The sequence below is a fragment of the Paenisporosarcina sp. P5_A11 genome, assembly GCF_056400705.1.
Window position 1 is genome coordinate 1 of sequence record NZ_JBFUKT010000002.1, and the last position, 25,839, is coordinate 25,839.

Consider the following 25,839-nt stretch of genomic DNA (forward strand, 5'->3'; position numbering starts at 1 on the left):
AAAATAGTTGGGTAAATAACGAAAAATATGTTTTTCCAGATGAAAAAAAATTAATTGCGCAAAGAGAAGAAATTGTTAAAAAGTATTCGGAAAAAATTAAAGAGTTAGAATAGAACATCTCAAAGGTAAGAGAGGAACATCAATTTCTTACCAATACAATTACATCACAGGGTTTTGGCGAATTTCTTGTTGAGAATTTGAAAAAAGTTTTTGAATATATAGGATACAACAAGGTTATAGATTCAGACTTAGTTGTAGATGGAAATAGACAAGAAGATTTAAGAATATTAGATGATGACAGGCTCACTTTAATCGAAATAAAAGGACATAAAGGTCGCCCAACAGAAGATGATTGTCAAGCAATTGTTAAGTATATTCTTAGAAATATAAAATCGGAAAAAAGAACGGATGTTCATGGTATTTTAATAGTTAATCATCAGAGAATGTTAGCCCCTTTAGATAGAGGGTTTCCTGGTTACACCCCAGAACAAATTGAAGATGCAGACTCACATACCCTGGTTACAACTTGGGAGCTATATAAAGCAGTTCGATTATATCAAGAAGGATTAATTACATTTGAGGATATAAATAAATCATTGCATACACCTGGTCTTTTCAAAGCTATACCAAGTACTTTTAGTTATCTTGGGCAAATTGTTCAATTCTATAACAGAAATAAGGAAAATAACATTGTGTGTTTTAATCTAGAATGTAGTCGCATTGAACAAGGAGACCTCTTAATTATTAAAGATGGAAATGAGTATTTTTCTCAGATAGTAGATGAAATGATGGTTGAAAATGTAGTAGTAAAAAGTGCGAAAAGAAGGGAAAAGCTTTCAATTAAAATCTCTAAGGCAATATCTAAACAAGCTGAAATATATGTAAATAGATTAGATTAATTAGTGAGGTGTATATATGGAAAGTCCAAGAATGAATCTTTATGAAAATGGAATTGATTTTATCGAGAGGAGCTTAGAATCATACATACAAGCAAAAGAAAATACTGACGAGTACAAGTATGCAATTATGTTTTTAGGAATTGGCGTGGAATTAATCTTAAAAAGTATTCTTGAATCTGAACACCCTTTATTTGTGCTAGATTCACTAGATGGAGACAATAAAAAAACTATTTCATCAGCCAAAATTATTGATCGTTTAAAATTGGTTCATGAAAAAAAAGGTAGAAGTATAAAAGAAGCTGATGTGAAAAATTTAGAGTCAATTAGAATTATAAGAAATAATATTTTGCACAGAGAGGTTCATTTCGAGGAAGAACCAACTCGAATTTTTTCAAGTACACTTTATTCACTCGATAGAATGGTAAAGCTTTTTTTCGATAAAACTTTAGCAAATACGTTAAAGAATTGGAAAATGGTAGTTAATGATGATGCAGTTAGACAACAGTATCATCATAATATTGGGGGGTTTAAATTAGGAGATTACAATATGCCCTGCCCGTTCTGTTCATTGAACACCATAGTACAACAAGAGGTTGGATTTATTTGTAAACATTGTAATAACAATTATGATAATATACTTCAATTACTTGAGGACTTACAAATTGAATCCAAGACTATTGATGATATGCTTTGTACTTACATTGAAGTCCTATTAGAAAAGACTTCCCCAAAATCTATGGAAATAATTAAATCATTAAATGCAATAAAAAGTAACTTTTTAAAAGATATGAGTTCCAATAAAATTATTAGCTGTTTTTATACTAAAAATATAAAGATGCATGAGTGCCATGAATGTAATTACTACGAGTACTTATTTTACGAAGAATCAACTGACAAAATGTTATGTATTAGATGTGGAGAAATTGAGCTTGAAAAATGTGATAGGTGCCAAAAAAGCACTTTCTTAACAGATTATGAAGGATATGAGTATTGCTATTACTGTGATGAGAATACCAAAGGAGAATACTGTGATTTATGCCATTCTTCAGATTCTTCGACTCTGAACACGATTATTCTCGACATTAAGAGTAAACATGCATATGAAAAACACTTTGAATATAGCATTAATGAACCCCCGTTTTTTCGAGGAAAGTGTTGCCAGGAATGTCATAAGAAACTTTATTCTTTAGAAAGTCAGGAAGCAATCGTCTTTAATTAAACTAAAAACTTGAAACTAATTAGGATTTCGGATGAAATAAAAAGAAATACAATTGAAGCTCTTATATCAAAAAAATGAATTCGTAGGATAGATGAGGAACTTCACCGTTTGAGTGTATTGATCAAGTCTCATTTTAATCGTTTAACGGTAAGATTCCCCTACAATCCTATTAACAGAATTTACTATAGGAGAATCTCAAGTAATATTAACAATCGCTTATTGTTTGCTTTCCCAAAACCTTTTTACAACTTCGTAATCATCTGTGAAATTCGTGTAAGGTAATTGGACTAATAAGTTCTTTTTTTTGAAATATCTATAATCTAATATTGTTAAAATTCCAATATCATTTTCTGTTCTAATCAATCGGCCAGCACCTTGTTTAAGTTTTAAAATCATTTCTGAATCATATACACCCTTAATTTTTGAATTTTTATATTCAAATATAGGATCTGGTACAGGATAAGGCAATCGAACAACGATAAGTGATGACAAATCACTCCCTGGAATATCTATACCTTCCCAAAACACGCCTGTTGCTAACAGTACTCCATTAGTTTCTTTTAAATGATTGATAGTTTGCAGTGTATCATTAGACTGTTTTAATAATTTCCACGAATAATTAGAGCCTAAGTTCACTATTACTTGAAACACATCATTTAAATGCTTTTTAGCAGTAAATAATACTATGGTCCTACCTTGTGTTAAGTTTGCTAAACGTATAATCTCTTTAGCTATTTTTATTGAAGAGCCCTCAAGGCTAACATCAATTTTCTCTTTGGGATTATATAATACCGTTTGTTCATGATAATTAAATGGTGAATCTCTAGGTTCAGCATAAAAGGTATCTGATGGCAACCCAAGTGATTTTTTAGGGTAGCTGTAATACTTTTCAAAATTAGTTTTGTCACCATTTCCTAGTGTGGCAGATAAAAATACTAGAGTTTTTGATTCGCGGCTTCTATATAAAACCTCATCTAAAAGTAAATCTTTAATTTCAAAATTGATATCTTTTGGAGCAGTGTTTATTTGGAGATTTGTTTGAGAAAACATATTCGTGTATGAGCACCATTTAACCACACTATTATTTGAGATTCCTCTAAATAGTTCTATCAGTGTAAACAACAATTCTTCCAAAGATTCATAGATACTTTCTTGAAATTCAAGGTAATCTATATACATCAATTCTTCCTGTATTTCTTTCAAAGATTGATACACTTCCGTAATTACTTGTTTTTGTTTTGAAAAGAATTCTTCAATGTCTATACGTCGGTTTGTAATTTCCTCTGTGTCCTCAGCCAACCTATCTGATAGATAATTATGAATATCTTTGAATAAATTTTTTAATTTTATATAAGCTTCTAAATAACTTACTTTGTCAATGTTCAATTGTGTAATATATTTTTTATAGAGTTCAATATGTTTATGTTCTAAAGATTGACTTAACGCATCTCGGACGACTTCTTCAAATTTGTGTGCTTCATCTATAATAATAGTATGACCATCTCGAATAAGTTGTTTCTTATAAGGAAAATCTCTTTTTCGCTTTAAATGTTCCACAAGTAGATTATGATTAACTACAATGCAATTTTTGGAGTTATACTTGGTTAATTCGCCTCGCATTTGAAAAAATTCGCATTCATTCTTAAAAGAACATCTGTTAAATATACATTTTTCGACGCAGTATCGTCCTTGTTCACCACTGTTAACTGTCCTCCATCCGGTATGCATTTCATTTATAGATGCTTTGGATTGAGGATATATTTTGATAAATCGTTTATAACATGGATAATTCCGTTGACCTTTTCCCACAACAATTGAAAATGAATCATCGCATATTTCGGAAACACCTTTGACATCTTTAATTAACTGTTCAGTTAACTGAATAGATGAGGACGAGATTATTAAAGGAGTTTTGTTTATGTATTTAGAAGAGATTAATCCTGGTATCAGATWTGCAAAAGATTTACCTATACCAACACCTGCTTCAGCAATCATAACTCCACCTTTATCTATCAACTCCGCAATATCTAGCATGAGGTTGTTTTGATCTTCTCTGATTGTCAATCGCTCTATACTTTCCATTTTATCGAGTATATGGAAAGTTGCATTTACAATGTTCATTAGTTTCCCCCTATTGGCTTCAACCATCGAAAAAAGAATGTTTGTTCTAATTGTTAATTATTGTAACATAAATATTGGCGTAAAATAGATTCCCTTATTTTGATGGATTTTATAATCCTGTTTTCAATAAAACCATTGTTTTCTGTTGGTTGCATGCATTGCTTCAATGCATACCTCGTAAATCTATTTAAAGGGTGTAAAAAAATCGTAAGGAGGGGAAAAATGAGCAAAATAGCAATTCTTGCTGAAAAACCTTCTCAGGCAAAAGCATACAGCGAAGCTTTCACTGTAAAAAGTAAGCACAAAACTCACATCGAACTTAATCCCTGCAGTACCTTTCCTTCTGGTGCAATTATCACATGGGGGATTGGTCATTTAGTTGAATTAAAAGAACCTAAAGAATACAGAAAAGAATGGGGTTTGTGGAATTTAGAGTCGTTGCCGATCTTGCCAGACAAATTTCAATACAAGGTGGTAAAAGGTATGCAGTCGCATTTCGACTATATAAAAGACTTATTCAATAACCCTTCAATTTCAACTATCGTTAACGGCTGCGATTTGGATAGGGAAGGATCTAATATTTTTTATTCAATTTACCACATGACCGGTGCGGAGAGTAAAACAATCAAACGACTTTGGATTAATTCTTTGGAAGTTGCCGAAGTTCGTAAAGGGTTTGATAACCTTCATGATAATCAGAAAGACTTATTGCTCTATGAAGAAGCTAAAGCTCGACAAATAAGCGATTGGATTGTTGGAATGAATGGAAGTCGTTTATACACGCTCTTATTACAAAATAAAGGTTTTAAAGAAAGTCTATCTATTGGGCGTGTTCAATCACCAACCGTATATTTAATCTATCAAAGACAGAAAGAAATCGAGAATTTTGTTCCAAAACCTTTTTATGAAATTGAAGGAAACTTTACTGCAGCCAATGGAACATATAAAGGGAAATCCAAAATCAAAAGTGATAAAAAAGTAGATGTGCTAGACCTTTTGAAAAAGCATAATATATCTGATCAAAATAATGGATGTATAAAATCAATTTTTAAAAAAGAAAAATGCAAAAAATCACCAAAATTACATGYCTTGTCAACGCTCCAAGCGGTTGCGAATGAAAAATGGAGGTACAGCCCTGCTCAAGTTTTAAGGCTCGTACAAGGGCTTTACGAGAAGAAATTAGTTACGTACCCACGAACGGATACGCAATTTATCACTGCTAATGAATTCGCTTACCTTGCAGGTAATGTTGAAGCCTACCAGATGGTTGCAGGTGTCTCATTTCAGATTTCCACAAAAGAGCCTAATAAACGATTTGTGGATGGACAAAAGGTAAAAGAGCATTATGCCATCGTTCCAACAAAAAATATTCCATCAGACAGAACGCTTCAAGAAATGTCAAAAGAAGAACACAATCTTTACCTTGAAATTCTCAAAACGACACTAGCCATGTTTCATTCAGATTACGTATTTGAAGAAACAAAAGTTATAACAGATATAAAAGAACTAGAGTTTGAAACAACGGGAAATACGGAAATAAGCAAAGGATGGAAAGAACTCTTTTTAGATGAAAAAAGTAATAAGGGAAAAGAAGCGTCTCAAGCACTTCCAGTACTCGTAAATGGGGAAAAGGTAAATGGAGTCGTAAAGTGGAAAGAAGGTATGACAACACCCCCTAGACCTTATACAGAAGGCCAATTGATTGGGATGATGAAGACGTGCGGTAAAGAAGCTGAAACTGTAGAAGAAATGAAGATTTTAAAKGAAATTGAAGGCCTCGGTACGGAAGCCACTCGAAGTGGAATCATCGAAACTATCAAAAGACATGGTTATATTGAAGTGAAGAAAAATATTGTAAACATGACTAAAAAAGGAGAAATTCTCTGTCAATCAATCGAGGGAAATCTTCTTTCCAGTCCTTCCATGACAGCTAAATGGGAAACATACTTGAAGAAAATCGGAAATGGCAACGGTTCACAAGAACACTTTTTGTCGAATATTGCAAAATTCATTAATAAATTAATCATGGAAGTTCCTAATCAATTACAATTAGAAGTACTTGAGAAAAGCATCACGAGCATTCTAAAGAATGATCAAATTGCTAAATGCCCTACCTGTAAAAAAGGAAACATTCATAATAAAAAAACATTCTACTCTTGTTCAGAGTATATAAATGGCTGTAAACAAACGTTCCCCATTAGAATCCTTGGTAAAAAAATTACAGAGACTCATATAAATGATTTATGTTCAAAAGGGAAAACCAGTGTTATAAAAGGAATGAAATCTAAATCCGGAAAAGTCTTCAATGCTGCACTGAGGCTTGAGGGGGAGAATATTGGATTTGAATTTGCTAACAACAAGAAATAGTAATAGGGATTTCTACAATTCGTTCTAAGAATTGTAGATTTTTTTTGTAAATAAAATAATTTTTATGAGAGTAATATTCAATAATTAGTTTGGAAAAGTTTTAAAATTCATCATTTTTTCAGTAGCCATTATAACTGTACTGGGTAATATACCTAAACCAATACATAACGAGAAAATAGTATTTATAGTTGGCTTCCTTTTTCCTCGTTCCATGAGGCTTATATAGGTCCTATCTAACTCACAAATGTGGGCAAGTTCTTCTTGTGATAAAGATTTTTCTACTCTAAATTCTTTTAATACTATTCCAATGGCTTGTTCAACTTTCATTAAATCTCACCACAATCTTTTTCTTCATATTCAAAGAAATGTGCTATTCAGTCCACGGACTATAGTCTGCAAGAGATGTGGGAGTATGATAAAATATCAGTATTTAAACAATCAATTAGGGGGAGAAAAGATGAATGAGCTAAACACCTTGGTCAAGGCTTCAAAACTACCTAATCAATTAAAAGAATACTTTACAAATAGTGAGAGTATCAAAGAAGTAATAACTGTAAAATTAATTAAGGAGATTGAAGATTTATATATTTATTTCAATTCCCTTTACTCCTTCGATAAATCAGAGTACAGTGCGTATACAATAACCTCTTTAAAAAGATGCAAAGATTTAGATTCATTATATTTTTATTTAAAAAAAGTTCTGGAAACTAATTTAAAACTTCAATCAAAGGATAATGAATGTGATCAGTATCTCTTGAAAAACAAAACTGTTAATAGGATCTTCCAGAATACTGCGAGTGATTATTTTATTTTAATAGATAAGATTTATGAAAAAGAAAAAGATATTGATATGGCTGAAACTTATAAGGCTCTGGGGAAAATTGAATTAATTGTTGAATTAATTGATCATAACGATTTTAAAAAATATTTAATTGCGGGCAATCGGATAATTGAAAAATATATTAAAGATAATAAATAATCAATTATTTAACTATGTTCTTATTTCATTGGAAAGTTTTAAGAATTCTACTATACTTAGTTTTGATATTTTAATAAACAAATTCATTAAAGTTGTTTAACCTCATTAAAAATTCGTTTAATAAAAAATAGTTATCGTGAAAAGAGATTTGAGTATTATGAATAAGCAAAAAAAACTAGGTCAGTATTATACTAAGCCAATAATTGTAGAAGCAATGCTCGATATGATTGGGTATAAATCTAGCACAAAGTTATATGAGAAAAAATTATTAGAACCTTCAGCAGGAGATGGAGGATTCTTATTTTTAGCCATCGAACGTCTTGTCAAATCTGTGGAAATTGATTATAGTTCAGACATTTTAGGCGAAAATAATGAAATTATAATTAACATTTTAAAAAATTCTTTAAGAGTTATCGAATTAAATCCTGCAACATATGATGACCTGAAAAAAGAAGTACATGATTATCTTGTTAAAATAGGTTTTTCTGAAATAAACTCTAGAAAATTAGTTGATAAGTGGATAATTAACGAAGATTTTCTTATGTGGAATGTTGGAATGAAAGAGCGATTCGACTTTATAATAGGCAATCCTCCTTATATTAGGATTGAAAATATATTACCTGAAACTTTAAAAATATATAAATCGAATTTTAAAACTCTGTTTGATAGAGCTGATATTTATGTGGCATTTATTGAACATAGTTTAAAAATGCTATCTAAATCTGGAACTCTGTCTTTTATATGTACTGATAGATTTACTAAGAACAACTATGGGAAAATTATAAGAAATTTAATAAGTGATTCATTTAGAGTTAAATATTACATAGATATTCACAATACAATGCCTTACATGGATGAGGTCTCTTCATATCCGTGTATTTTTGGTATAGACCGGAAATTAGGTGGTGAATCATTATATCTGAATTCGGAAAGTATTCAAGAAGAAGAAGTCCAAGAAATGGTAGATTATGTTTTATATAGGTGTGCTCCTATAAAAATAGTCGCTGAAGTCCTCGAAAAGTGGTTTGAGAATGATCAACCTTGGATTATGGATTTCGAAGTAAATAAAATACTAAAAAAAATCCAAGAATTTCATCCATCAATAAAACAACTTCCAGAAGCTGTTAAATGTAAAGTTGGAGTTGCTAGTGGATTAAATGCCGTCTTTTTAGTTTCTAAAGAAACCATATTGACAAATTCCCTAGAAATAGAACTTTTGGTTCCCATAATAACAAAGAATCATATACGCAAAGGATTAGTTGATTGGGATGGTCTTCACCTAATTAATACGTATGATATTAATAATAAGCCAGTAGATATCAATGAATTTCCAAACATCCAAAAGTATTTGCTTAGCTACAAAGAGAAATTGGAAAATCGAGCTTTTGTTAAAAAAAAACCACATAAATGGTACTTCACCCAAGAAAAAATTAGATTAAATGAATTGTCTCTCCCAAAACTTCTCTTTCCAGATATTACTCAAGGTTCAAGGATAATAATTGAAAAAGGAAATTATTATCCAGAACATAGTCTTTATTATTTGATATCAAATAATTATGATATCAATTTTTTGAAAATAATAATGGAAAGCCCAATAGGTTTGTCATTTGTTCGTGCACATTCGACCAAAATGAGAGGCGACTATATAAGATTTCAAAAACAAAGTGTTGTAAACGTATGTTTGCCCTGCAATATATCACCTCAGTTAGAGAAAAAAATATTAGAGGCAGACAAATTGGGTGATGTAAGTAAATTACACTTACTATTACAACAAGCCTACAGCTTAGAGTCGGAAGAAATGGAAATTTTGAAGAATTTCACAATGCAAGTAAATAAAGAATAGGGGTATGAAAAGAGATGCAAATAAATATACCATCCGAAAGTGAGATTCAAGAAATTATTAACATATGTGTAGAACAATATTGGGAAGTTAGAGAAACTGGAGTGCTTAACGGTAGGACAATGTTTGCTTTTGAGAATGCAATAAAAACCTTATTAATTCAAAATGGAGTTGATGACAACCATATTGTAAATGGGACGAAGGCTACTCTTCCAGGTTATTTTAGAGCATCTAAGAATTGGGATATCGTTGTATATAAACCACTTTCAAATGGTAAAAATCTTCTGCTTGCAGCAATTGAAATGAAATCAATGTACGGGTCTGTGGGTAATAATTTAAACAATCGTTCAGAAGAAGCCATCGGCAGTGCATTTGATTTGCAGAAAGCAAATACGCGATTAAGACTTAGTAGTAAAGGTGAAAATTTTGAACGCCCATTTATTGGCTATATATTTCTACTAGGTGAGCATGAAAAGAATAAAAAGGGTTCAAAAATCGGAATCCCATTGTTTGGTGCAGATGAAGTATTTGTTCGGAAGGATCCGCAAGGAAATTTAATTCCTGAGAACTATGAAACTAGAACTGAAGTGTTGGTGAATCGTTTGGTAGAGAGTGAACTTTATACATCAGGTACATTTATATTAGCTAATAATACTACAGTTAAAGGATATCAAGAACCTAATCCAGAGTTGGGTTTCTATCAATTTATTGCTAAATTATTGGGAGAGGTTATTTCTCGCTATCATGTTGCACGATAAATTTATAAAAGTATAGTATTTTTATATGGTGGTTAAATAATACAAAATTAAGAAGAAGAGTAAAAGAAACTCTTCTTTTTTTACTAATTTTTAAATGAAATTTTCTACTATACATCAAATTTATTTAACAGTTTTTGCATGTTTTTGAACTGCTTTTTTTTTTCTATCTCTTGTTCTTTCTTTTCTTTTTTTTGTAATTGTTCGTCAGTAACATCAGGAAAGTAAGACGATAAATTTTCTAAGTTCGTATTTTTTTCTATATAACTTTCCATACTAATTAACTTTTGTTTTAAGTTCAATTTTTGTGTTGGTGATCCTAATTTATCTTGTAAATGTGGATATACACTTGATAAAGTAATGGTATTATATAACTGCTCATAATGTTCAGCACGCTTTTTCTGTATCGATACCTCACTTTTTAGTGATTGAATTTCAAGCATATTCTTCTCGTAAAGGTCTCCTCTTAATTTATATTCTTTTAGCTCTTTGTATATTTCATAAAACAGTATTTCAATTTCTAATAATTCGTTTTTTAAAGCTGTTTTATCGTTGCTGTATTTTTTAAAGATTAAGTCAATGCTAGGAATCATGATTTCATTTTTATTATCAATTGGGAAATTAGTAAGAGCTGGTTTATTTAGTTCGTCAATATATTGCTTCATTCGACGACTCCAAGTGTTTCTACCAACTTTTGTTTCTTTTTCTAAAAAAGAAGGAGTTAAACTCTTTCCATGATTCTTATATTTAATGTCTAATGCTAGCTGCATTAATTCTTCATCTGTCTTCTCTTTGGGTCTTCCGCGATTTTGTAATTCATTCTTTTTTTCCAAAAGAATCCACTCCCAACATTTTCGAATCAATCATTGCTTTCATATACATATAGCTTAGTAAATTTCTAGAGGTCGATTTTAGTAAATCATCATTTCCTTGAATAAATGATTTAGAGAGACTCTCTGATAGGTCTTTCATTAGCTCTATTGATTCTTGGATTTTTCTTTCAAGTGTATTTGAATTATTTGAAAGCCAATTGAAAGCATTTTTTTGCTCGTTAACGGATGGACTAAAAGCATATTTAGGACAATATTCGCAGTATTCTATACAAGTTTCGGGGAAATTTTCTTTCTTTTCAGTGCAATATCCATATTGAACTCTACCTACAAAATTTTCTGTATCTGTAATTTTAGCCGATTTACCCTTATCATAAATATATCGCTTCCATCCAATAATCCCACTATTCATTTCATTGTTAATTTTATGTTCGATTTCTTTTTGAGCAAGTCTATATACGTAAGATTGAGCAAAATGTTCAGCATGTGAATAATAACTTTGTTGACTTCTTATTGTCTCATGGCCGGCCATTCTAGCAATAGAAAGCATATTGAATCCTTGCAAAGCCATATTAATGATGGCAAAGTGCCTTGTATCGCCAGATTTAATTCTTTCAAGGTCATATTTGCCGTATATTCCTTCTACAACTTTTTCATAAAACTTCTTCTTTAATAAGTCGAAATCTCTTCTATTTATTCTATTATTTTTCTTATTGTGCTTAACTTTTCGGAATGTTAAAAGTAACTCCACTGAAAATAAATATTGAGACTTTGAATTTGTAAAATCTAATTTTTGTATGGCACTATGAATTACTCTATAGGCTTTTTCATCAATTTCAACAGTTTCATATTTAACTGAAAATCCCGGAGAATTAGATTTATTTTTAATTCTAGGCACTTTAATTCTATAGGGAGTTGGATGATTTTCATCAAACATTAAACATTCTTTCTCTAGGGATAGGAATTCGGTAGGGCGCATGGGTAAAATATTGGTCAGTAACCACCACAACATAATTGGATAGAATTCGATTGTTTCCATAGTTGAATGGTTCTGAAAATAATCATTAACAATATCATCGAAAATCATAATATCCTCAAAGGTAGGCAAATCTCTTGCAGTTCTTTTTAGTAACTGATGACTATTACAGATATTAATAATTTCATCATTATTATCTAACTTATAAAATGTTAGGAATCGCTTGATATCAATTGCCATTTGATATCCTTGATATGTATATGTTTGATTTTGAATATCTAAAAAAGATTCAAGTTTTCTTGTGTTTGTAAATCCGTTACTTTCTAGAATTGCTTTTTTTATCAATGTAACTTCGTTATAGACAGTGATTGCAGTTCTTCCAGATAGTAATCGGACAACTGTATAAGCCTTGAGTGCTAAATTGAATTTATAATATATTTCAATATCAAACGAGATAGTGATTGGGTAATCCGAAATATTACATGGCAATCTCCAGTGAATTTGATCAAAATTATCTAAAATATGATTATTTTCTGCAAGTTGCTTAAACATTCTCTTAAATTCATTTAAATCAAATGTTTCAAACTTAACATTCTGTTTTCTTTTTATGACTTCKTTTTCATTAAGAAAATCAATTGTCACTTTAATCTCAATCATGAACACCCCCTTAACAACTATTCAATAGTAAGTTTATGTGCAATTTTTTCAAGGTTCCCCCATATATTTTCAGGTGATATATATGCTTGAACTTTGTCATTCCCAAATTTAATACGGGCTTCTTTCCAAATGAACAATGCATGCATCAAAAACTTTGTATCTCTTTGAATGATAATGTCATTGGAAGCATTTTCAATCACCTCAAAAAGTCGTTTTAATTCTTTATTAAGTTGAATTAAAACGAGATTTCCAGGAATAACATATTCGCAGGAAAAGCAGTTGGTCAACTTGGGATTTTTACAATTAGGAAAAACTAAGCATTGCGCATGTTCATTTTTTGATGGAAGATCCCCGTTTGCTAAATTTGCAAGAATTTCCTGAATTTCTTCTTTTGAATAATCTTTTAGTTTTGAAATAACCGTTTGTCTTTTCTTGTGAATATTCTGTATAAAAATATCCATACTATCAGCTCTTCTATTTATTGGAAATGGGTTCAAACTGGTATTTACGAATTTAGCGATATTTTCTAAACTGATTGGAGAAATATCTAGTCTTATTTGTTCAATTAGACTACTTCGCTCTTCTAAAGTATCTTTAGTTCCTTCAAACTGCGTAACATATAATATTAAGTAATTATAAAGCCAGCCAAAATGACCTCTTTTAAAAAGATTATATGAAACACGATTAATGGAGCCGTCTCCATTAGTTGCCTGTATATAATTACTAGTTGAATCGGAGTTTTTATGTGATCTTGAAACTTTAGTTAGATGTAAAGCTAGATCACTGTCATTTCCTTCCTCTTCAGAAATGGAATAAAATAAATATGTTGCTACTGATCTATTCAATTTTCTTGAACTAAAAATAAATTCTGAATCTCTTTTCATGTTCGCAAAGAATTTTTGATGTTTTTTCTTTCCAGATGTTTTTATATTTTGAAAAACTCCTTCTAAAAATGTTTCTAAAAGCATTTCGCTCTTATCTAAACTACGGTGTAGTTCTGAAATAATTAATGAGGATGCTAAGGGAATTAATAAATCAGGTGCTACGATAAATGTGAGTAATTGATCAGTTTTGCTAGCTCTTTGATATCGAAAATGAATATATAATTGGTTTATTATAGATTGAGCTTGATATTCAGATAATTCGTTTTTAGTAAACCAATCTATAGAAGTGATACCTATAGTTTCTAAATCAATATTAGGTGTATTTAGTATTAAATCTTGTCCTCTAATAAAGTCTGTTAATAAAAGTGTTGTATAAACCCACATATTTGCATAACCTCGGTCGTTTAAAGCAGGGGGGATGTGAGCTTTAATGTCCTTTACATACTTATAAATTTCATGGAATAATTTAGGTGAGTATATTTCTTTATCACCAACTTTATCCATACTAGTATTAACAGTAAATTGTTGACTGGGTTCAATATTCTTTTTAATGTATGCATAGTTTAAAAACTGTACTAGAATTTTTTTCTCGGTTTTTCTAAACAAAAAATTTCCACTTAAAATACGCGTAATTTCCTCTGAAGAAATTAAAAAAATGTCTTCATTAATATGACTTATTAGCTTTTTAAASAACCTTTTAAAAAGAAGTACACGATCTCTTTTATAACGATTGGTGCCATTAATATTATTTATTTGTAATAAACAATATTGCATATATAAATTTTTAGTTTCAAGTAAATTGTCATTACAAATTAGAGAATCCACATAAGTTCTAAATTCAGAAAAAGCTAGCTGTGCTGTATAATCAATTGTCTTTTTTGATTCTTCTACTAACTTTTCGAATTTTTCAACATCTGTTAACGGAATCCTCCAGGAATTATCTACTTTATATGCGCTTGGAAGTCTTTTCTGTTTTGAGATGATTGTACTCACTACGCTTTTATCCGCAAAGCCTAATCTTTCAGCAGTTTCTTTTAATGACAGAGAGTTTAATATAGAAATTTCTTGTTGTTCAATTTCCTTTTGATATAGGTCAAATTCTATCTGAGGAATTAACCACTTCTTTTTATATTTAAATGCACCTGGAAACTTTCTTTTGTTTATTAATTTTCGAACTCTCGAATTATTTATCTTTAATAATTTACTTACTTCAGTAATATCTAAGCAATTCTGTTTTTTTGGAACCTCTTTATCAATTTCAATTTTTTTATTTTTTGCTTTTTTAACCTTCTTCTCAATTGCATGTAGAGTATTTAGATTTAAAGGGTTCAACAATCGCATATCACTTCTTTTTAACTTAAATGCTTCAATATCTTCAGGAATGATTCTCCATTTACTAAATCTATCTTTATAAGCACCGGGAAAAACATTATTTCTAATCATTATTAAGAGTAATGGCAATTTAATTTCTAGTGTTTGAGCAGCTTGAGTAGTATTGAAGGAATTTGATTGCTCTTTTTCTAAGTCTTCAATATCTGTTAGAGGTACTCGCCACTTATTATTAATCTTAATTCCATTGGGTAAGATAGATTTATTTATTAGCTGAATAATAGAAAAAGCACTTTTATACCCAAGTCTCTCTGCAGCATGTTTTGCATCTAAATACCCGTCTGTATTTGTGGTTTCTAAATATTCTTCGACAGCTTTAATAGGAATCAACCATTTTCCACCGAATTTGTATGCACCTAGAAGTTGGTTGGTGTATATTAGATCGGCAACGGATACTCTCGATTTACCTAATATTTTTGCAGCTTCATTACTTCCTATTACACCATCTAAATTCGATTTCCTTTCATACTCTTCTATATCCCTATGGGGAATTCTCCATCTACCTTCGGAATCTTTAAAGGCGCGTGGAAAAACATTTCTATTAATCAAAATAGAAACGTAATGCCGTGTTTTAAGGTTAAGTCTAAGACTAACTTGATTGGTATCTAATGTTTCTGTTTGCATTCTTAAAGCTTGTCCCGTTTTTAAATACTCATTTTCTTTACTATCTACATTATTAATATTCAAAAAATCACTCTTTTCTAGTAATTAATTTTGGCAAATAGACTTCATGCATATTAGAAAATTTATCTTCTATCTTTTTATGAATACGTTCTGTAGAAACCATGTAAGTTAAAGCAGAGTTAATATTTGAATCTCCTCGAAGATGGGAAATTTCATATGGATTTTCTGCATCTTCTGCAATCATATTTGTAAATGTTCCACGCCCAATATGTGTCGACCATTTCATATATTTCAAATGTTTTGCTAAAATTTTCTGTTCGTTATCACCATGATTTTCTAGTAAAGCGATAAAGTTTAATTTAACTTTTTGAAAGTATTGACGATAGCTCCTTTGAGACAAAGCATTTCCATCTCTGTTAACAAATAAAGCATTGCTTTTGTTTTTAGATTTGTAAAGATTTACATGGTCTTTATATAGGTTGTGACCCCAATCATTTATTTCTAAGACCCGTTGAGTTCGTTCTTTTTTGACAGAAGAATGTTCTTTTAAATCAGTTCTGAAGTTTTGGTTCTTGAGCTCTAATATAAAGTCACCTTCTTGCATTCTTCTAGCGACTTGTGTACGTTTTAAATTAATTACTTCAGAAACTCGCAATCCTCCAAAGAGTTGGAAGTACAGACCTAAAGCGATAGGTTTAGCTACAGCAATAGCTACTTCTAGTAATAAAGGAATATAACTTATTGGTAAAGTATGTTCGATTCTTTTAATTGACTTGGAAGGATACAATGGATTAAATGGTGATTCAAAATATGTTCCTAGTTGAGTTACTTTTTTTTCAAGAATATTCTCGGGTATAAGGGGAATGACATCTATTTTGGCCATCCAGTAGTAAAATTGTGTTAAGGTCCTTTCTGCATCTTTTACAGTAGATTTATTCACTCCTTTAAAGGCTAAATTATTTAAATATGCTGTTCCGTGGGAAATATTTAAATCTTGAAGGGACGATATCTTTAATTTTCTTTTGTTATCCACTAAGTAGTTCAAATATTGAACAACATTATTCGCATGTTTACGTTGAGTGTTATACTGTTTATTTTTCCAATTATCAAGAACGAATTGGCTAATGGGATGAATAACATGTATATCAAGTTCTGTTTCTTTCAGACCTATTACAGCGAAATGTTTCTTATCAACATCACCATTGTTATGAAATACATAATCAATCCATATAGAAATTGTGCTAAACTTTATGTATTCATTTTTGTCAAAGTTAACAATGTTCCTGATCATGTGACTCACTCCTGAAAATAATATTTATGTACACATTTACACTGGAATTAATATGGTAAATATAGGTTAACATTCATTATAATTATGTGCAATTCTTCTTGTGATGTAATGTCTAAATTCCGTTATAACAACAGTAATATAGATAATTTATTGATATTTATAAAAGTGCAATTATATTTCGTGAATTATTATAGAGATATGTGGATCGCGAAGGGTCTAATATTTTTTATAGTATTTTTGATTACACACGTGCGCGCAATAAAACAATTAAGCGGTTATGGATTAATTCACTTGAAATAGATGAAGTGCGAAAAGGGTTTCTTCAGTTACAAGATAATCGTAAAGATTTATTAATGTATGAAGAAGCAAAAGCCCGTCAAATGAGTGATTGGCTAGTTGGGATGAATGGCTCCCGACTTTACACACTCCTTATTCAACAAAAAGGAATTCGAGAAGTGTTTTCCATTGGCCGAGTGCAATCACCTACTGTTTATCTAATTTATCAACGTGCTCTTGAAATTGAACGTTTTGTGCCGGAAGCTTTCTTTGAATTAGAAGGAACGTTCCAAGCAGAACACGGTTCTTATAAAGGGAAAGTAAAAGGCAAGATGAAGAAGATGGAAGAAGCTCAAGTGCTGTTACAGAAGCATCAAATCAATGGGACTTTACCAGGTACGGTTCAGCAATTAAAGAAGGAAGATAAAAAAATACTTCCACCAAAGTTGCATGCATTATCGACCATACAAGCTACTGCAAATCGCAAGTGGAAATACAGCCCTGCTAAAGTATTGTCTACGATGCAGAGTTTATATGAAAAGAAACTGGTCACATATCCGAGAACAGATACTCAATTCATTACACCAAATGAATTTTCATACTTAGAAAGCCAAGTCGAAGCATATCAACAAATAATTCAGCAACCTTTCGAAATTGCCTCAAGAAGGCCAAGCAAACGGTATGTTGACAGTTCAAAAGTGCAAGAGCACTATGCCATCATTCCTACAAAAAAAATCCCAAGTGAGAGAGTTTTAGCGGGTTTGTCGCGTGAGGAACGCAATTTATATGAAGAAGTCCTCCGTACTACACTTGCCATGTTCCATTCAAATTATTTGTATCAAGAAACGACTGTGACGACAGAAGTTAATAGACTTGCTTTTTTATCGAGTGGCAAAACGGAAATCGATAAAGGTTGGAAAGAGTTATTTTCGAATGACAAAGATCCTAAAGCATCAAAAGAGCCAACCTTGCCAAAGCTTTCTCTTCATGAACAAGTGAAAAGTAAAGTAGCTATCAAAGAAGGCCAAACTTCGCCGCCTAAGCCATATACTGAAGGTCAATTAATAGCGATGATGAAAACATGTGGTAAATTTGTCGAAGATGCTAGTGAAACTGAAATACTCAAAGAAGTGGAAGGCCTTGGGACAGAAGCGACTCGAAGCGGAATTATTGAAACTATAAAGCGACATGGGTATATTGAAGTAAATAAAAACATCGTGGCCATTACTGAAAAAGGACGAGTCCTTTGTGAAGCCATCGAAGGGAATTTACTTGCTAGCCCGGCAATGACAGCAAAGTGGGAAGCATATTTGAAAAAAATAGGAACTGGTACAGGTTCTTCAGAGCTGTTTTTAGGAAGCATCGCGAAATTCTTGAATCATTTAATTCAAGAAGTCCCAGCACAACTTCACGATAAAGTGTTTCAAATGACGACTGAAACCTTTGTAGCGAGAAAAGAAATTGCGACTTGTCCAACTTGTCAAAAAGGAACCATCATTTCTAGAAAGAATTTTTACGGTTGTTCTGCTTATAAAGAAGGCTGCAAGCAGACGTTTCCAGCTAATTATTTAAAAAAGCGTTTATCAGCAAAACATATTGAAGATTTATGTACACACGGCAAAACTGAAGGGATTACAGGTTTTGTTTCAAAAGCGGGTAAAGATTTCAATGCAAAACTCGTCTTAACGAATGGTCAACTTAAATTAGATTTCCTTTAGGAGGATTACAGAATGAATGATAAACATTACCAAGCGTTAATCGATGATCGTATTTTTGTTGGTGGAGTAGCTGATGTACAAAGAGCAATAGAAGATGAAAAAATCGATGTCGTGTACGATTTACRTGCAGAAGTTGCAGCATCATCAAGTGAAATCAGTAAACATCAACCAATTGTAGATGATGGTGAATTTCAAGATGAGTCTATCCGAACGGGAGTAAAGCAAATTGTTCAAGATTACCAAGATGGCAAGAAAATTTTCTTCCATTGTAATTCTGGACGTGGCCGTGCAGGAACAATGGCGGTTGCTACGTTAATGGAACTTCGTTTAGCAGATTCAATTGAAGAAGCTGAAGCAAGAGTGAAGATGGTTCGACCTGAAGTTGACGTGAAACCTCAATTCAAAGAAGCTTTAAAACGAATATATGGGGCATGATAAGCATAGAATAAGTAAGCAATCTTCTGATAGTGAAGAGTGCTTACTTTTTTTTAGTGCTGTGAAAGTTAGTTGGTTTACTTTTTATTTTGCCAAATACGAAAACATTAGACGATTTTTCTTGAATTTAACTGGTTTTTTCATCAAACTTTATTCCCGAAACAGTCTATTTTAGTGGGTCATTTGTTTAAGGTTATTAAGGGATTAATGTCAATTTAGTCTTCATACGAATGGATTAAAAAATTATTATTAATTTTGAAGAACAACTTGAATCCCTTGTACAGCAAGGATTGTATGCTTCGACAAATTTTGCAAATTGAACGTTAGGGAGCATATTACCTATTTAGTGAGTGAAATTGCATTAAAAAAGGTGTATACTTGTACTAAGAGAACTTTTAGAAGAGGTGAAGTATGGAGAAAGATCAAATTCCAAGTGCAGTCAACAAGGACTTCTTGACAAATGAATTAGGATTAATTCAACACTTAAATACAACCATATTTAAGAAAAGAGATTTTTTTGTATTGTCACCGTCAGTTCAAAACAAGTCTAATGGATTTGATTTAAGAGAAGTTAGTTTAAACAAGTACAATCGAATCGCTCATAATGGATATTTACTTATTCGTTACAAAGAACGTTTCTTAATTGCTAAGCTTGCTAATTTCAGAAAAAAAATGATGCGTGAAGAACTTAAAGCAACTAGTACTTCAAAAACGTCTCATTGGAAATTTATTGTTAAGGAATCTCCTACATTACATGTCGTTTGTCAAACTGACAGTGATGAAACGTATCCCCTACAAGAGCCATCAAGTAATCAATTAATTAAATTTTTTCAATAAGTAAAGGAAAGCATGCGTATTCATTATACGTATGCTTTTTTGATTGAAAAAGAATAATTTTGTAAAATTACTATGTATTTTTTTGTCGTGATTTATACAATAAATTCAAATTCCTGCTTACTTTTTTTGAAATACGGGTATTCATATGACAAAACCTTAAAATGGGAGTTGTTATAGGTATGTTTATGAGAGATCATCATCAAATAGAATTATCTAATCTGACATTAGCTTATCAAGATACTGGAGAAGGAGAAGCAGTGGTTTTGCTTCATGGTTTTTGCGCAGCCATGCCTATTTTGATAAAATAATCCCCACCTTATCCGAAAAGAATCGAGTAATTGTACCTGACTTACCAGGGCATGGAGATTCAACTTTTCCTAAAGGGAATTATGAGATGGAATATATGGCGGATACGTTAAAAGAGTTATTAGATGGTTTGAATTTAGATAAGGTAACGTTATTTGGCCATTCTTTGGGAGGATACATAACACTGGCATTTGCGGAAAAATACGAAGAACGACTTCACGGATATTCATTAATCCATTCATCAGCATTTCCGGATACAGAGGAAGCAAAAGAAGGTCGAGATGCGGCGATAGATAAAGTAGAATCAGAAGGTGTTTCAGCACTAATAGAAGGTCTAGTTCCAAAGTTATTTTCTCCTGATAACGTGGGTTCACATGCAAGAGATGTGGAAAAAGTGAAAAACATTGGTTGTGAGACAACTAAAGAGGGCGCAATCGGCATGTTGAAGGCAATGAAAAATCGGCCGGATCGAAATCATGTATTAAAAAGCAGCAATCTTCCTGCACTTCTGATTGCAGGTGAAAAAGATCAAGTAATTCCTCCCGAAAAAACATTCTCAGTTCATAAAGATACGATTTCACAAGCATTAATTAAGGGTGCAGGCCATATGAGTATGATGGAAAAGCCTGAAATCCTCATATCCGAAATTCAGCACTTTTTAAAATCATAATGTAAATTTACGTAAAGACCTTTGTTCTCCTGAGCAATGGTCTTTTCGTTTTATTGATTAAATTTTTTACTCTTGTTGCTCCAATATTATATGTGTGAATTTATTCATTTTCGCTTAGAAGAAGTGAAAGCTTTGATTGAAGAAGATACTGATTTAGAAGCAAGAGATGCAGAAGGCTATACAGCTTTATCCTATGCTGAATTTTCTGGAGAAAATGAAATCGCACAAGTTTTATTTGAAGCAGGTTCAGACCCGAATGCTCAAGATGATTATTCAAATGTACTAGTGGGTGCGTTATACAATGATAATTATGAATTGGCATCTATGCTTTATGAGTATGGAGCGGACCTAGCACTACAAGATCCGTCAGGGGAGTCTGCTTTTACTTATTTAGTGTCGATAATGAAGAAGATTTTTTCTGGCAATAGAAGAATAATCATCATCAAATAAAGAGGACGTTGCGAAAGTCATGATTGCTGACTTTCATAACGTCCTCTTGTTTAATTGAAATTGGATTTACTTAAAAACATTGGAAAGATGAAATTCTTTGTAGATCCGTTCCGTAGTAACTCCATCTACGACCATTCCATCTAAATCCGGCAACAGATTCTCTACCTACGAATGTTGGGAAAAACCAAAAAGCACGACCGTTTCTTAACCATATATAGGTAAAACGGAACAAACATCCACGAATCGCACCAGGATCTACTGCAAATGCTTGTGCCCCACCTCGAGCTCCAGCTGGTTGTTGGGGAACGAATGATGGTGGTGGTCCAGTCGGTGCACTAGAAGACGGTTGGCCTCCTCCTGGGAATCCTCCCTGTCCAGGAAAACCTCCTTGACCAGGGAAACCAGGTCCTTGACCAGGAAATCCGGGTGGTCTCATTTGTCCAGGGGGATTTGGGAATCCAAAGCCTGGCCCTCCTTGTCCAGGAAAGTTTGGGCCTCCAAAGCCTGGTGATTCATCACCTGGTTGAAATGGGGAAAATTGATTAACCAAAAATGGGTACCTCCTTTAATCTGTATTCGAGTTAGTATATGGCTTAAATAAATAATAGACTGGGTTCTGTTTATAGGTTTGAAAATGGAGAAAATCGAAAGGAAGAAAAAAGTGCCAGACTCCGATGTAAGTGGATAAAAAACGTCCAACAAAACGTGAAGTGTCTGGCACTTTTCTGAAAATGAGAAAGTATAAGGTTATTAGAGCTACACCATCGAACTTGGAGATTGGTTTTCGACCAATAAACGTGTGTTTTCGACTACTAAATTTAAGTTTCCGACCAACTAAGCTTTGTTTCCGACCGTTCAACAGGGGTTTCCGACCACTCACGTAACGTTTCCGACCATTCGCTTGGACAAGGACACCAATCCTCTCCGGTAGGACACTAATTTCTTTGCAAAGTTTCCCTATTAAAGAAAAACCAAACGCCAGCTCGTTGGCACCCCTCTATAAAACATACATATAAACGCATAAGAAGTGGAATGTAGATCCTAAAAGTATAAAGATGTGAAATATTTCATGGAAGCCAAGGTATTTAGATTGTAAAAATGTTGGTTTTGCACCGTATATAATACCGCCAATCGTATACATTAAGCCACCTAAAACGAGTAACCAAAAACCAATAGAGCTTAATGTCTCAGCAAGAGGTGAAGCTAAGAAAACGATAATCCATCCCATTCCAATATAGAGTCCAGTAGAAAGCCATCTTGGGCAGTTGAACCACACCATCTTAAATAAAATTCCAGCGATTGCTATGCATGTCACAACCGCGAATAACACAAAACCAGTTGAACCATTTAATGCGATTAAACAAAAAGGGGCATATGAGCCTGCAATTAATAAAAATATCATCGAGTGGTCAAGCCTTCTTAAAATAGCTATGATTCGGTCTTTTGCAAGCACCATATGGTAGGTGGCTGAGGCGGAATACAATAAAATCATGCTAACTCCGAATATCGTGACAGCAACAACATGTAGGGTAGGAGCATCCGTTATAGATGCTTTGACAATCATTACTATTAACGCAACAACTGAAAGAACCGCACCGGCTAAATGTGACAATGAATTAAAGGGTTCGCGTATATAAGTGTGCAAATCAACACCTCCATAATTATATGTAGTTATTAATACTACTTATCACAATATACGCATATCATCATCTGGTCAACATTTACGATTGCTCTTTTTTACGTTACAATTACACGAGTAAATGCCAATGAAAACAGAGGGATGTTAAATGGAAAACACAAAAGACATACTCAATAAGCTTTCTTTAGAAAACAATATTTCACTTCAAGAAATGCCTGATATTGATTTATATATGGACCAAGTGATTCAATTATTTGATCACACCTTTAAAATGACAAAACGAAATGACGATGAAAAGGTTTTAACGAAAACAATGATCAACAACTATGCAAAAGGGAAACTTTTTATTCCCATTAAAAATAAAAAGTATTCGAAGAAGCATCTCATCTTAATTAGTTTGGTTTATCAACTAAAAGGATCTTTATCCATCAATGACATCAAATCTACTCTTGGCGTAATTAATGATAAATTGACCAATGAAGACTTCGAACTGGAAAAGTTTTATAAAAGTTTTCTATCCATTCAACAAAGGAATGCGGTAGACTTCGAACATGAATTCCAACAAAGAGTAAACGACGCACACAGCGAAGTCGCTAAAATGGAAGAAAGCGATAGAGATAATCTTGAGAAAATCCTTTTAATCTTATCTCTCGTCAATATTAGTAACTCTTACCGCAAAGCGGCAGAACTGTTAATCGACGAATTGAAAGAAACCAAGATAAAGCAACCTGGCACTTCAAATAACAAAAAAGCTTAGCTACTCAAAAAAGTGCCTGGCACTTTCAACCTGCAATATAGAAGGAGTGACCACTTTGTTAGACCAAGCAAGAAAGTATCTACAAACGTACTTTGGATATGAGACATTTAGAACCGGACAAGAACAGGTGATTAACCAGGTGCTGAATGGAGAGAATTCCATTTGTGTGATGCCTACTGGTGGAGGGAAATCCATTTGTTATCAAATTCCTGCGCTTGTTTTAGAAGGAACAACCATTGTCGTGTCACCACTTATCTCTTTAATGAAAGATCAAGTTGATACATTAATAGAGGCGGGCATTTATGCTGCTTATATCAATAGCTCACTGAGTCACGAAGAAGTACGAGAAGTGATGTATGATGTTAAACGAGGTGCGGTTAAACTTTTGTATATCGCTCCAGAACGTTTAGATTCACAATCGTTTTTGAATGAATTACGTGAAATTCCAGTACCACTTATTGCCGTTGACGAAGCGCATTGTATTTCGCAATGGGGTCATGATTTTAGACCAAGTTACCGCTTGATTAGCAGAATGACGGAGTTATTTCCAAATACGCCTACCGTTCTCGCATTAACTGCAACTGCGACACCCCAAGTCCGCGAAGATATTTGCCGCATTCTCCAAATTACTGAAGAAAATACAGTAATGACAGGATTTGAACGCTCTAACCTAACATTCTCTGTTATCCGAGGACAAGACCGTGAAAAGTTTGTAAAAGACTATGTAATGAAAAATGAAAACGAATCAGGAATAATTTACGCAGCGACGCGAAAAACAGTAAATCATATTTATGAGATGCTTCAAAAACGTGGGATTAGTGTGGCGAAATATCATGGCGGCATGTTCGATGAAGACCGTAGTTACGAACAAGAACGGTTTTTAAAAGACGAAGTTCAAGTGATGGTAGCGACGAATGCATTTGGAATGGGAATCGATAAATCAAACATTCGTTATGTCATTCATTATCAATTGCCAAAAAATATGGAGAGTTATTACCAAGAAGCTGGACGTGCAGGGCGAGATGGACTACCGAGTGCGTGTACAGTGTTATATGCATCTCAAGACGTCCAAACTCAGAGATTTTTAATTGATCAAGCTCAAGATCCTAGTCGCATTCCTGCAGAACTCATTAAATTGCAAGGAATGGTTGACTATTGTCATACAGAAAATTGTTTGCAACAATTTATCATTCAATATTTTGGCGACACATATCCAGACACTTGTGGACAATGTAGCAATTGTACCGATCAACGTGAAAGTCAAGATGTCACACAAGACGTCCAAATGGTTCTTTCATGTGTTATTCGAATGGGTCAAAAATTCGGTAAAACGCTGATAGCCCAAGTATTAACAGGGTCTCGAAATAAAAAAGTATTAGAATTTAGATTTGACAAACTATCAACTTATGGCATTTTAAAACACTATAATGCTAAAGATGTAGCGAATTTAATGGAGTTTATGATATCTCAGGACTTATTAGCTGTAGATCAAGGTTCATTTCCTACAATCTATGTGACTGAGCAAAGTAAAGAAGTCCTAAAAGGCAATTGCAAAGTATTACGAAAAGGTGCCATCGTCACGCAACAAGTTGCAGACAATGATCCATTATTTGAAGAACTCCGTGTACTTAGAAAGAAATTGGCTGATGAATCAAATGTCCCGCCATTTGTTATTTTTTCGGATAAAGCACTCAAAGATATGTGTGCTAAGCGGCCGAAAAATGAAGAAGAGTTCCTTGAAGTCAGTGGAGTAGGTGCAAATAAACTCGAGAAATATGGCGAGTCATTTTTGATTGCCATAAATCAATGAACAAAAGGGTATGGGATTTCGAATTATAAGGTTTTTCATATACTTTTTTCTCCTGAACGCAATTGCTTTTACGGGCATATTTATTGCTGATATGGATACTCTTCAGCGAT

At 32.6% G+C, this 25,839-nt stretch carries 22 protein-coding genes; 14 read left to right on the forward strand and 8 right to left on the reverse strand.

Annotated elements, in window-relative coordinates:
- Positions 1 to 197: 197 nt before the first annotated feature.
- On the forward strand, positions 198 to 899 hold the full coding sequence (locus tag AC1DOS_RS00930; protein WP_477536042.1) for a hypothetical protein: 702 nt from the start codon (positions 198 to 200) through the stop codon (positions 897 to 899).
- Positions 900 to 915: 16 nt separating this feature from the next.
- Positions 916 to 2,118 carry a hypothetical protein gene (locus tag AC1DOS_RS00935; protein ID WP_477536043.1) on the forward strand — a complete coding sequence of 401 codons (1,203 nt, stop codon included), beginning with the start codon at positions 916 to 918 and terminating at the stop codon, positions 2,116 to 2,118.
- Positions 2,119 to 2,334: 216 nt separating this feature from the next.
- Here AC1DOS_RS00935 and AC1DOS_RS00940 read toward each other — a convergent pair whose 3' ends face one another.
- Positions 2,335 to 4,239, reverse strand: coding sequence for an ATP-dependent DNA helicase (locus tag AC1DOS_RS00940; protein WP_477536044.1), 1,905 nt, complete (start codon positions 4,237 to 4,239; stop codon positions 2,335 to 2,337).
- Between the two features lie 222 nt (positions 4,240 to 4,461).
- Between AC1DOS_RS00940 and AC1DOS_RS00945 the strand changes: the two genes are divergently transcribed.
- Positions 4,462 to 6,606, forward strand: coding sequence for a type IA DNA topoisomerase (locus AC1DOS_RS00945; protein ID WP_477536045.1), 2,145 nt, complete (start codon positions 4,462 to 4,464; stop codon positions 6,604 to 6,606).
- Between the two features lie 84 nt (positions 6,607 to 6,690).
- Here AC1DOS_RS00945 and AC1DOS_RS00950 read toward each other — a convergent pair whose 3' ends face one another.
- Positions 6,691 to 6,933, reverse strand: coding sequence for a helix-turn-helix domain-containing protein (locus AC1DOS_RS00950; RefSeq protein ID WP_477536046.1), 243 nt, complete (start codon positions 6,931 to 6,933; stop codon positions 6,691 to 6,693).
- A gap of 130 nt (positions 6,934 to 7,063) precedes the next feature.
- On the opposite strand from AC1DOS_RS00950, the gene AC1DOS_RS00955 reads away from it, so the two are divergent.
- From AC1DOS_RS00955 to AC1DOS_RS00965, 3 genes are all read left to right on the forward strand, one after another.
- Positions 7,064 to 7,585 carry a hypothetical protein gene (locus tag AC1DOS_RS00955; protein ID WP_477536047.1) on the forward strand — a complete coding sequence of 174 codons (522 nt, stop codon included), beginning with the start codon at positions 7,064 to 7,066 and terminating at the stop codon, positions 7,583 to 7,585.
- A gap of 157 nt (positions 7,586 to 7,742) precedes the next feature.
- Positions 7,743 to 9,428, forward strand: coding sequence for an Eco57I restriction-modification methylase domain-containing protein (locus tag AC1DOS_RS00960; protein ID WP_477536048.1), 1,686 nt, complete (start codon positions 7,743 to 7,745; stop codon positions 9,426 to 9,428).
- A 14-nt stretch (positions 9,429 to 9,442) separates the two neighbouring features.
- Positions 9,443 to 10,183, forward strand: a complete 741-nt coding sequence (locus AC1DOS_RS00965; protein WP_477536049.1) for a PaeR7I family type II restriction endonuclease — start codon at positions 9,443 to 9,445, stop codon at positions 10,181 to 10,183.
- 107 nt (positions 10,184 to 10,290) lie between these two features.
- Here the strand turns inward: AC1DOS_RS00965 and AC1DOS_RS00970 are convergent, their stop codons facing one another.
- From AC1DOS_RS00970 to AC1DOS_RS00985, 4 genes are read right to left on the reverse strand one after another with little or no spacing between them, the layout of a single operon-like run.
- On the reverse strand, positions 10,291 to 11,013 hold the full coding sequence (locus AC1DOS_RS00970) for a hypothetical protein (RefSeq protein ID WP_477536050.1): 723 nt from the start codon (positions 11,011 to 11,013) through the stop codon (positions 10,291 to 10,293).
- A complete protein-coding gene (locus AC1DOS_RS00975; protein ID WP_477536051.1) occupies positions 10,997 to 12,643 on the reverse strand; it encodes a site-specific integrase in 1,647 nt (548 codons plus the stop codon). Before AC1DOS_RS00975 ends, AC1DOS_RS00970 begins: the two co-directional genes overlap by 17 nt.
- A gap of 17 nt (positions 12,644 to 12,660) precedes the next feature.
- Positions 12,661 to 15,603 (reverse strand): helix-turn-helix domain-containing protein, encoded by a 2,943-nt coding sequence (locus AC1DOS_RS00980; protein ID WP_477536052.1) that lies wholly within the window; start codon positions 15,601 to 15,603, stop codon positions 12,661 to 12,663.
- A 4-nt stretch (positions 15,604 to 15,607) separates the two neighbouring features.
- A complete protein-coding gene (locus tag AC1DOS_RS00985) occupies positions 15,608 to 16,831 on the reverse strand; it encodes a tyrosine-type recombinase/integrase (protein WP_477536053.1) in 1,224 nt (407 codons plus the stop codon).
- 200 nt (positions 16,832 to 17,031) lie between these two features.
- On the opposite strand from AC1DOS_RS00985, the gene AC1DOS_RS00990 reads away from it, so the two are divergent.
- From AC1DOS_RS00990 to AC1DOS_RS01015, 6 genes are all read left to right on the forward strand, one after another.
- A complete protein-coding gene (locus tag AC1DOS_RS00990) occupies positions 17,032 to 18,825 on the forward strand; it encodes a type IA DNA topoisomerase (protein WP_477536054.1) in 1,794 nt (597 codons plus the stop codon).
- 12 nt (positions 18,826 to 18,837) lie between these two features.
- Entirely contained in the window at positions 18,838 to 19,260 is a 423-nt protein-coding gene (locus AC1DOS_RS00995) for a protein-tyrosine phosphatase family protein (RefSeq protein WP_477536055.1), read from the forward strand.
- 411 nt (positions 19,261 to 19,671) lie between these two features.
- Positions 19,672 to 20,097 carry a hypothetical protein gene (locus AC1DOS_RS01000; RefSeq protein WP_108584905.1) on the forward strand — a complete coding sequence of 142 codons (426 nt, stop codon included), beginning with the start codon at positions 19,672 to 19,674 and terminating at the stop codon, positions 20,095 to 20,097.
- 179 nt (positions 20,098 to 20,276) lie between these two features.
- Entirely contained in the window at positions 20,277 to 20,405 is a 129-nt protein-coding gene (locus AC1DOS_RS01005) for a hypothetical protein (protein WP_477536171.1), read from the forward strand.
- Complete coding sequence (locus tag AC1DOS_RS01010) at positions 20,375 to 21,073, forward strand: alpha/beta fold hydrolase (RefSeq protein ID WP_477536056.1); 699 nt, start codon at positions 20,375 to 20,377, stop codon at positions 21,071 to 21,073. Before AC1DOS_RS01005 ends, AC1DOS_RS01010 begins: the two co-directional genes overlap by 31 nt.
- A gap of 132 nt (positions 21,074 to 21,205) precedes the next feature.
- Entirely contained in the window at positions 21,206 to 21,523 is a 318-nt protein-coding gene (locus AC1DOS_RS01015) for an ankyrin repeat domain-containing protein (RefSeq protein ID WP_477536057.1), read from the forward strand.
- 70 nt (positions 21,524 to 21,593) lie between these two features.
- Here AC1DOS_RS01015 and AC1DOS_RS01020 read toward each other — a convergent pair whose 3' ends face one another.
- Together AC1DOS_RS01020 and trhA are read right to left on the reverse strand one after the other, a co-directional pair.
- On the reverse strand, positions 21,594 to 22,073 hold the full coding sequence (locus AC1DOS_RS01020; RefSeq protein WP_108584906.1) for a transporter: 480 nt from the start codon (positions 22,071 to 22,073) through the stop codon (positions 21,594 to 21,596).
- Between the two features lie 447 nt (positions 22,074 to 22,520).
- Positions 22,521 to 23,168 (reverse strand): PAQR family membrane homeostasis protein TrhA, encoded by a 648-nt coding sequence (gene trhA, locus AC1DOS_RS01025; protein ID WP_477536058.1) that lies wholly within the window; start codon positions 23,166 to 23,168, stop codon positions 22,521 to 22,523.
- Between the two features lie 142 nt (positions 23,169 to 23,310).
- Between trhA and AC1DOS_RS01030 the strand changes: the two genes are divergently transcribed.
- Together AC1DOS_RS01030 and recQ are read left to right on the forward strand one after the other, a co-directional pair.
- Positions 23,311 to 23,919, forward strand: coding sequence for a DUF1836 domain-containing protein (locus tag AC1DOS_RS01030; RefSeq protein ID WP_108584908.1), 609 nt, complete (start codon positions 23,311 to 23,313; stop codon positions 23,917 to 23,919).
- Between the two features lie 55 nt (positions 23,920 to 23,974).
- On the forward strand, positions 23,975 to 25,729 hold the full coding sequence (gene recQ, locus AC1DOS_RS01035; protein WP_477536059.1) for a DNA helicase RecQ: 1,755 nt from the start codon (positions 23,975 to 23,977) through the stop codon (positions 25,727 to 25,729).
- Positions 25,730 to 25,839 lie beyond the last annotated feature (110 nt).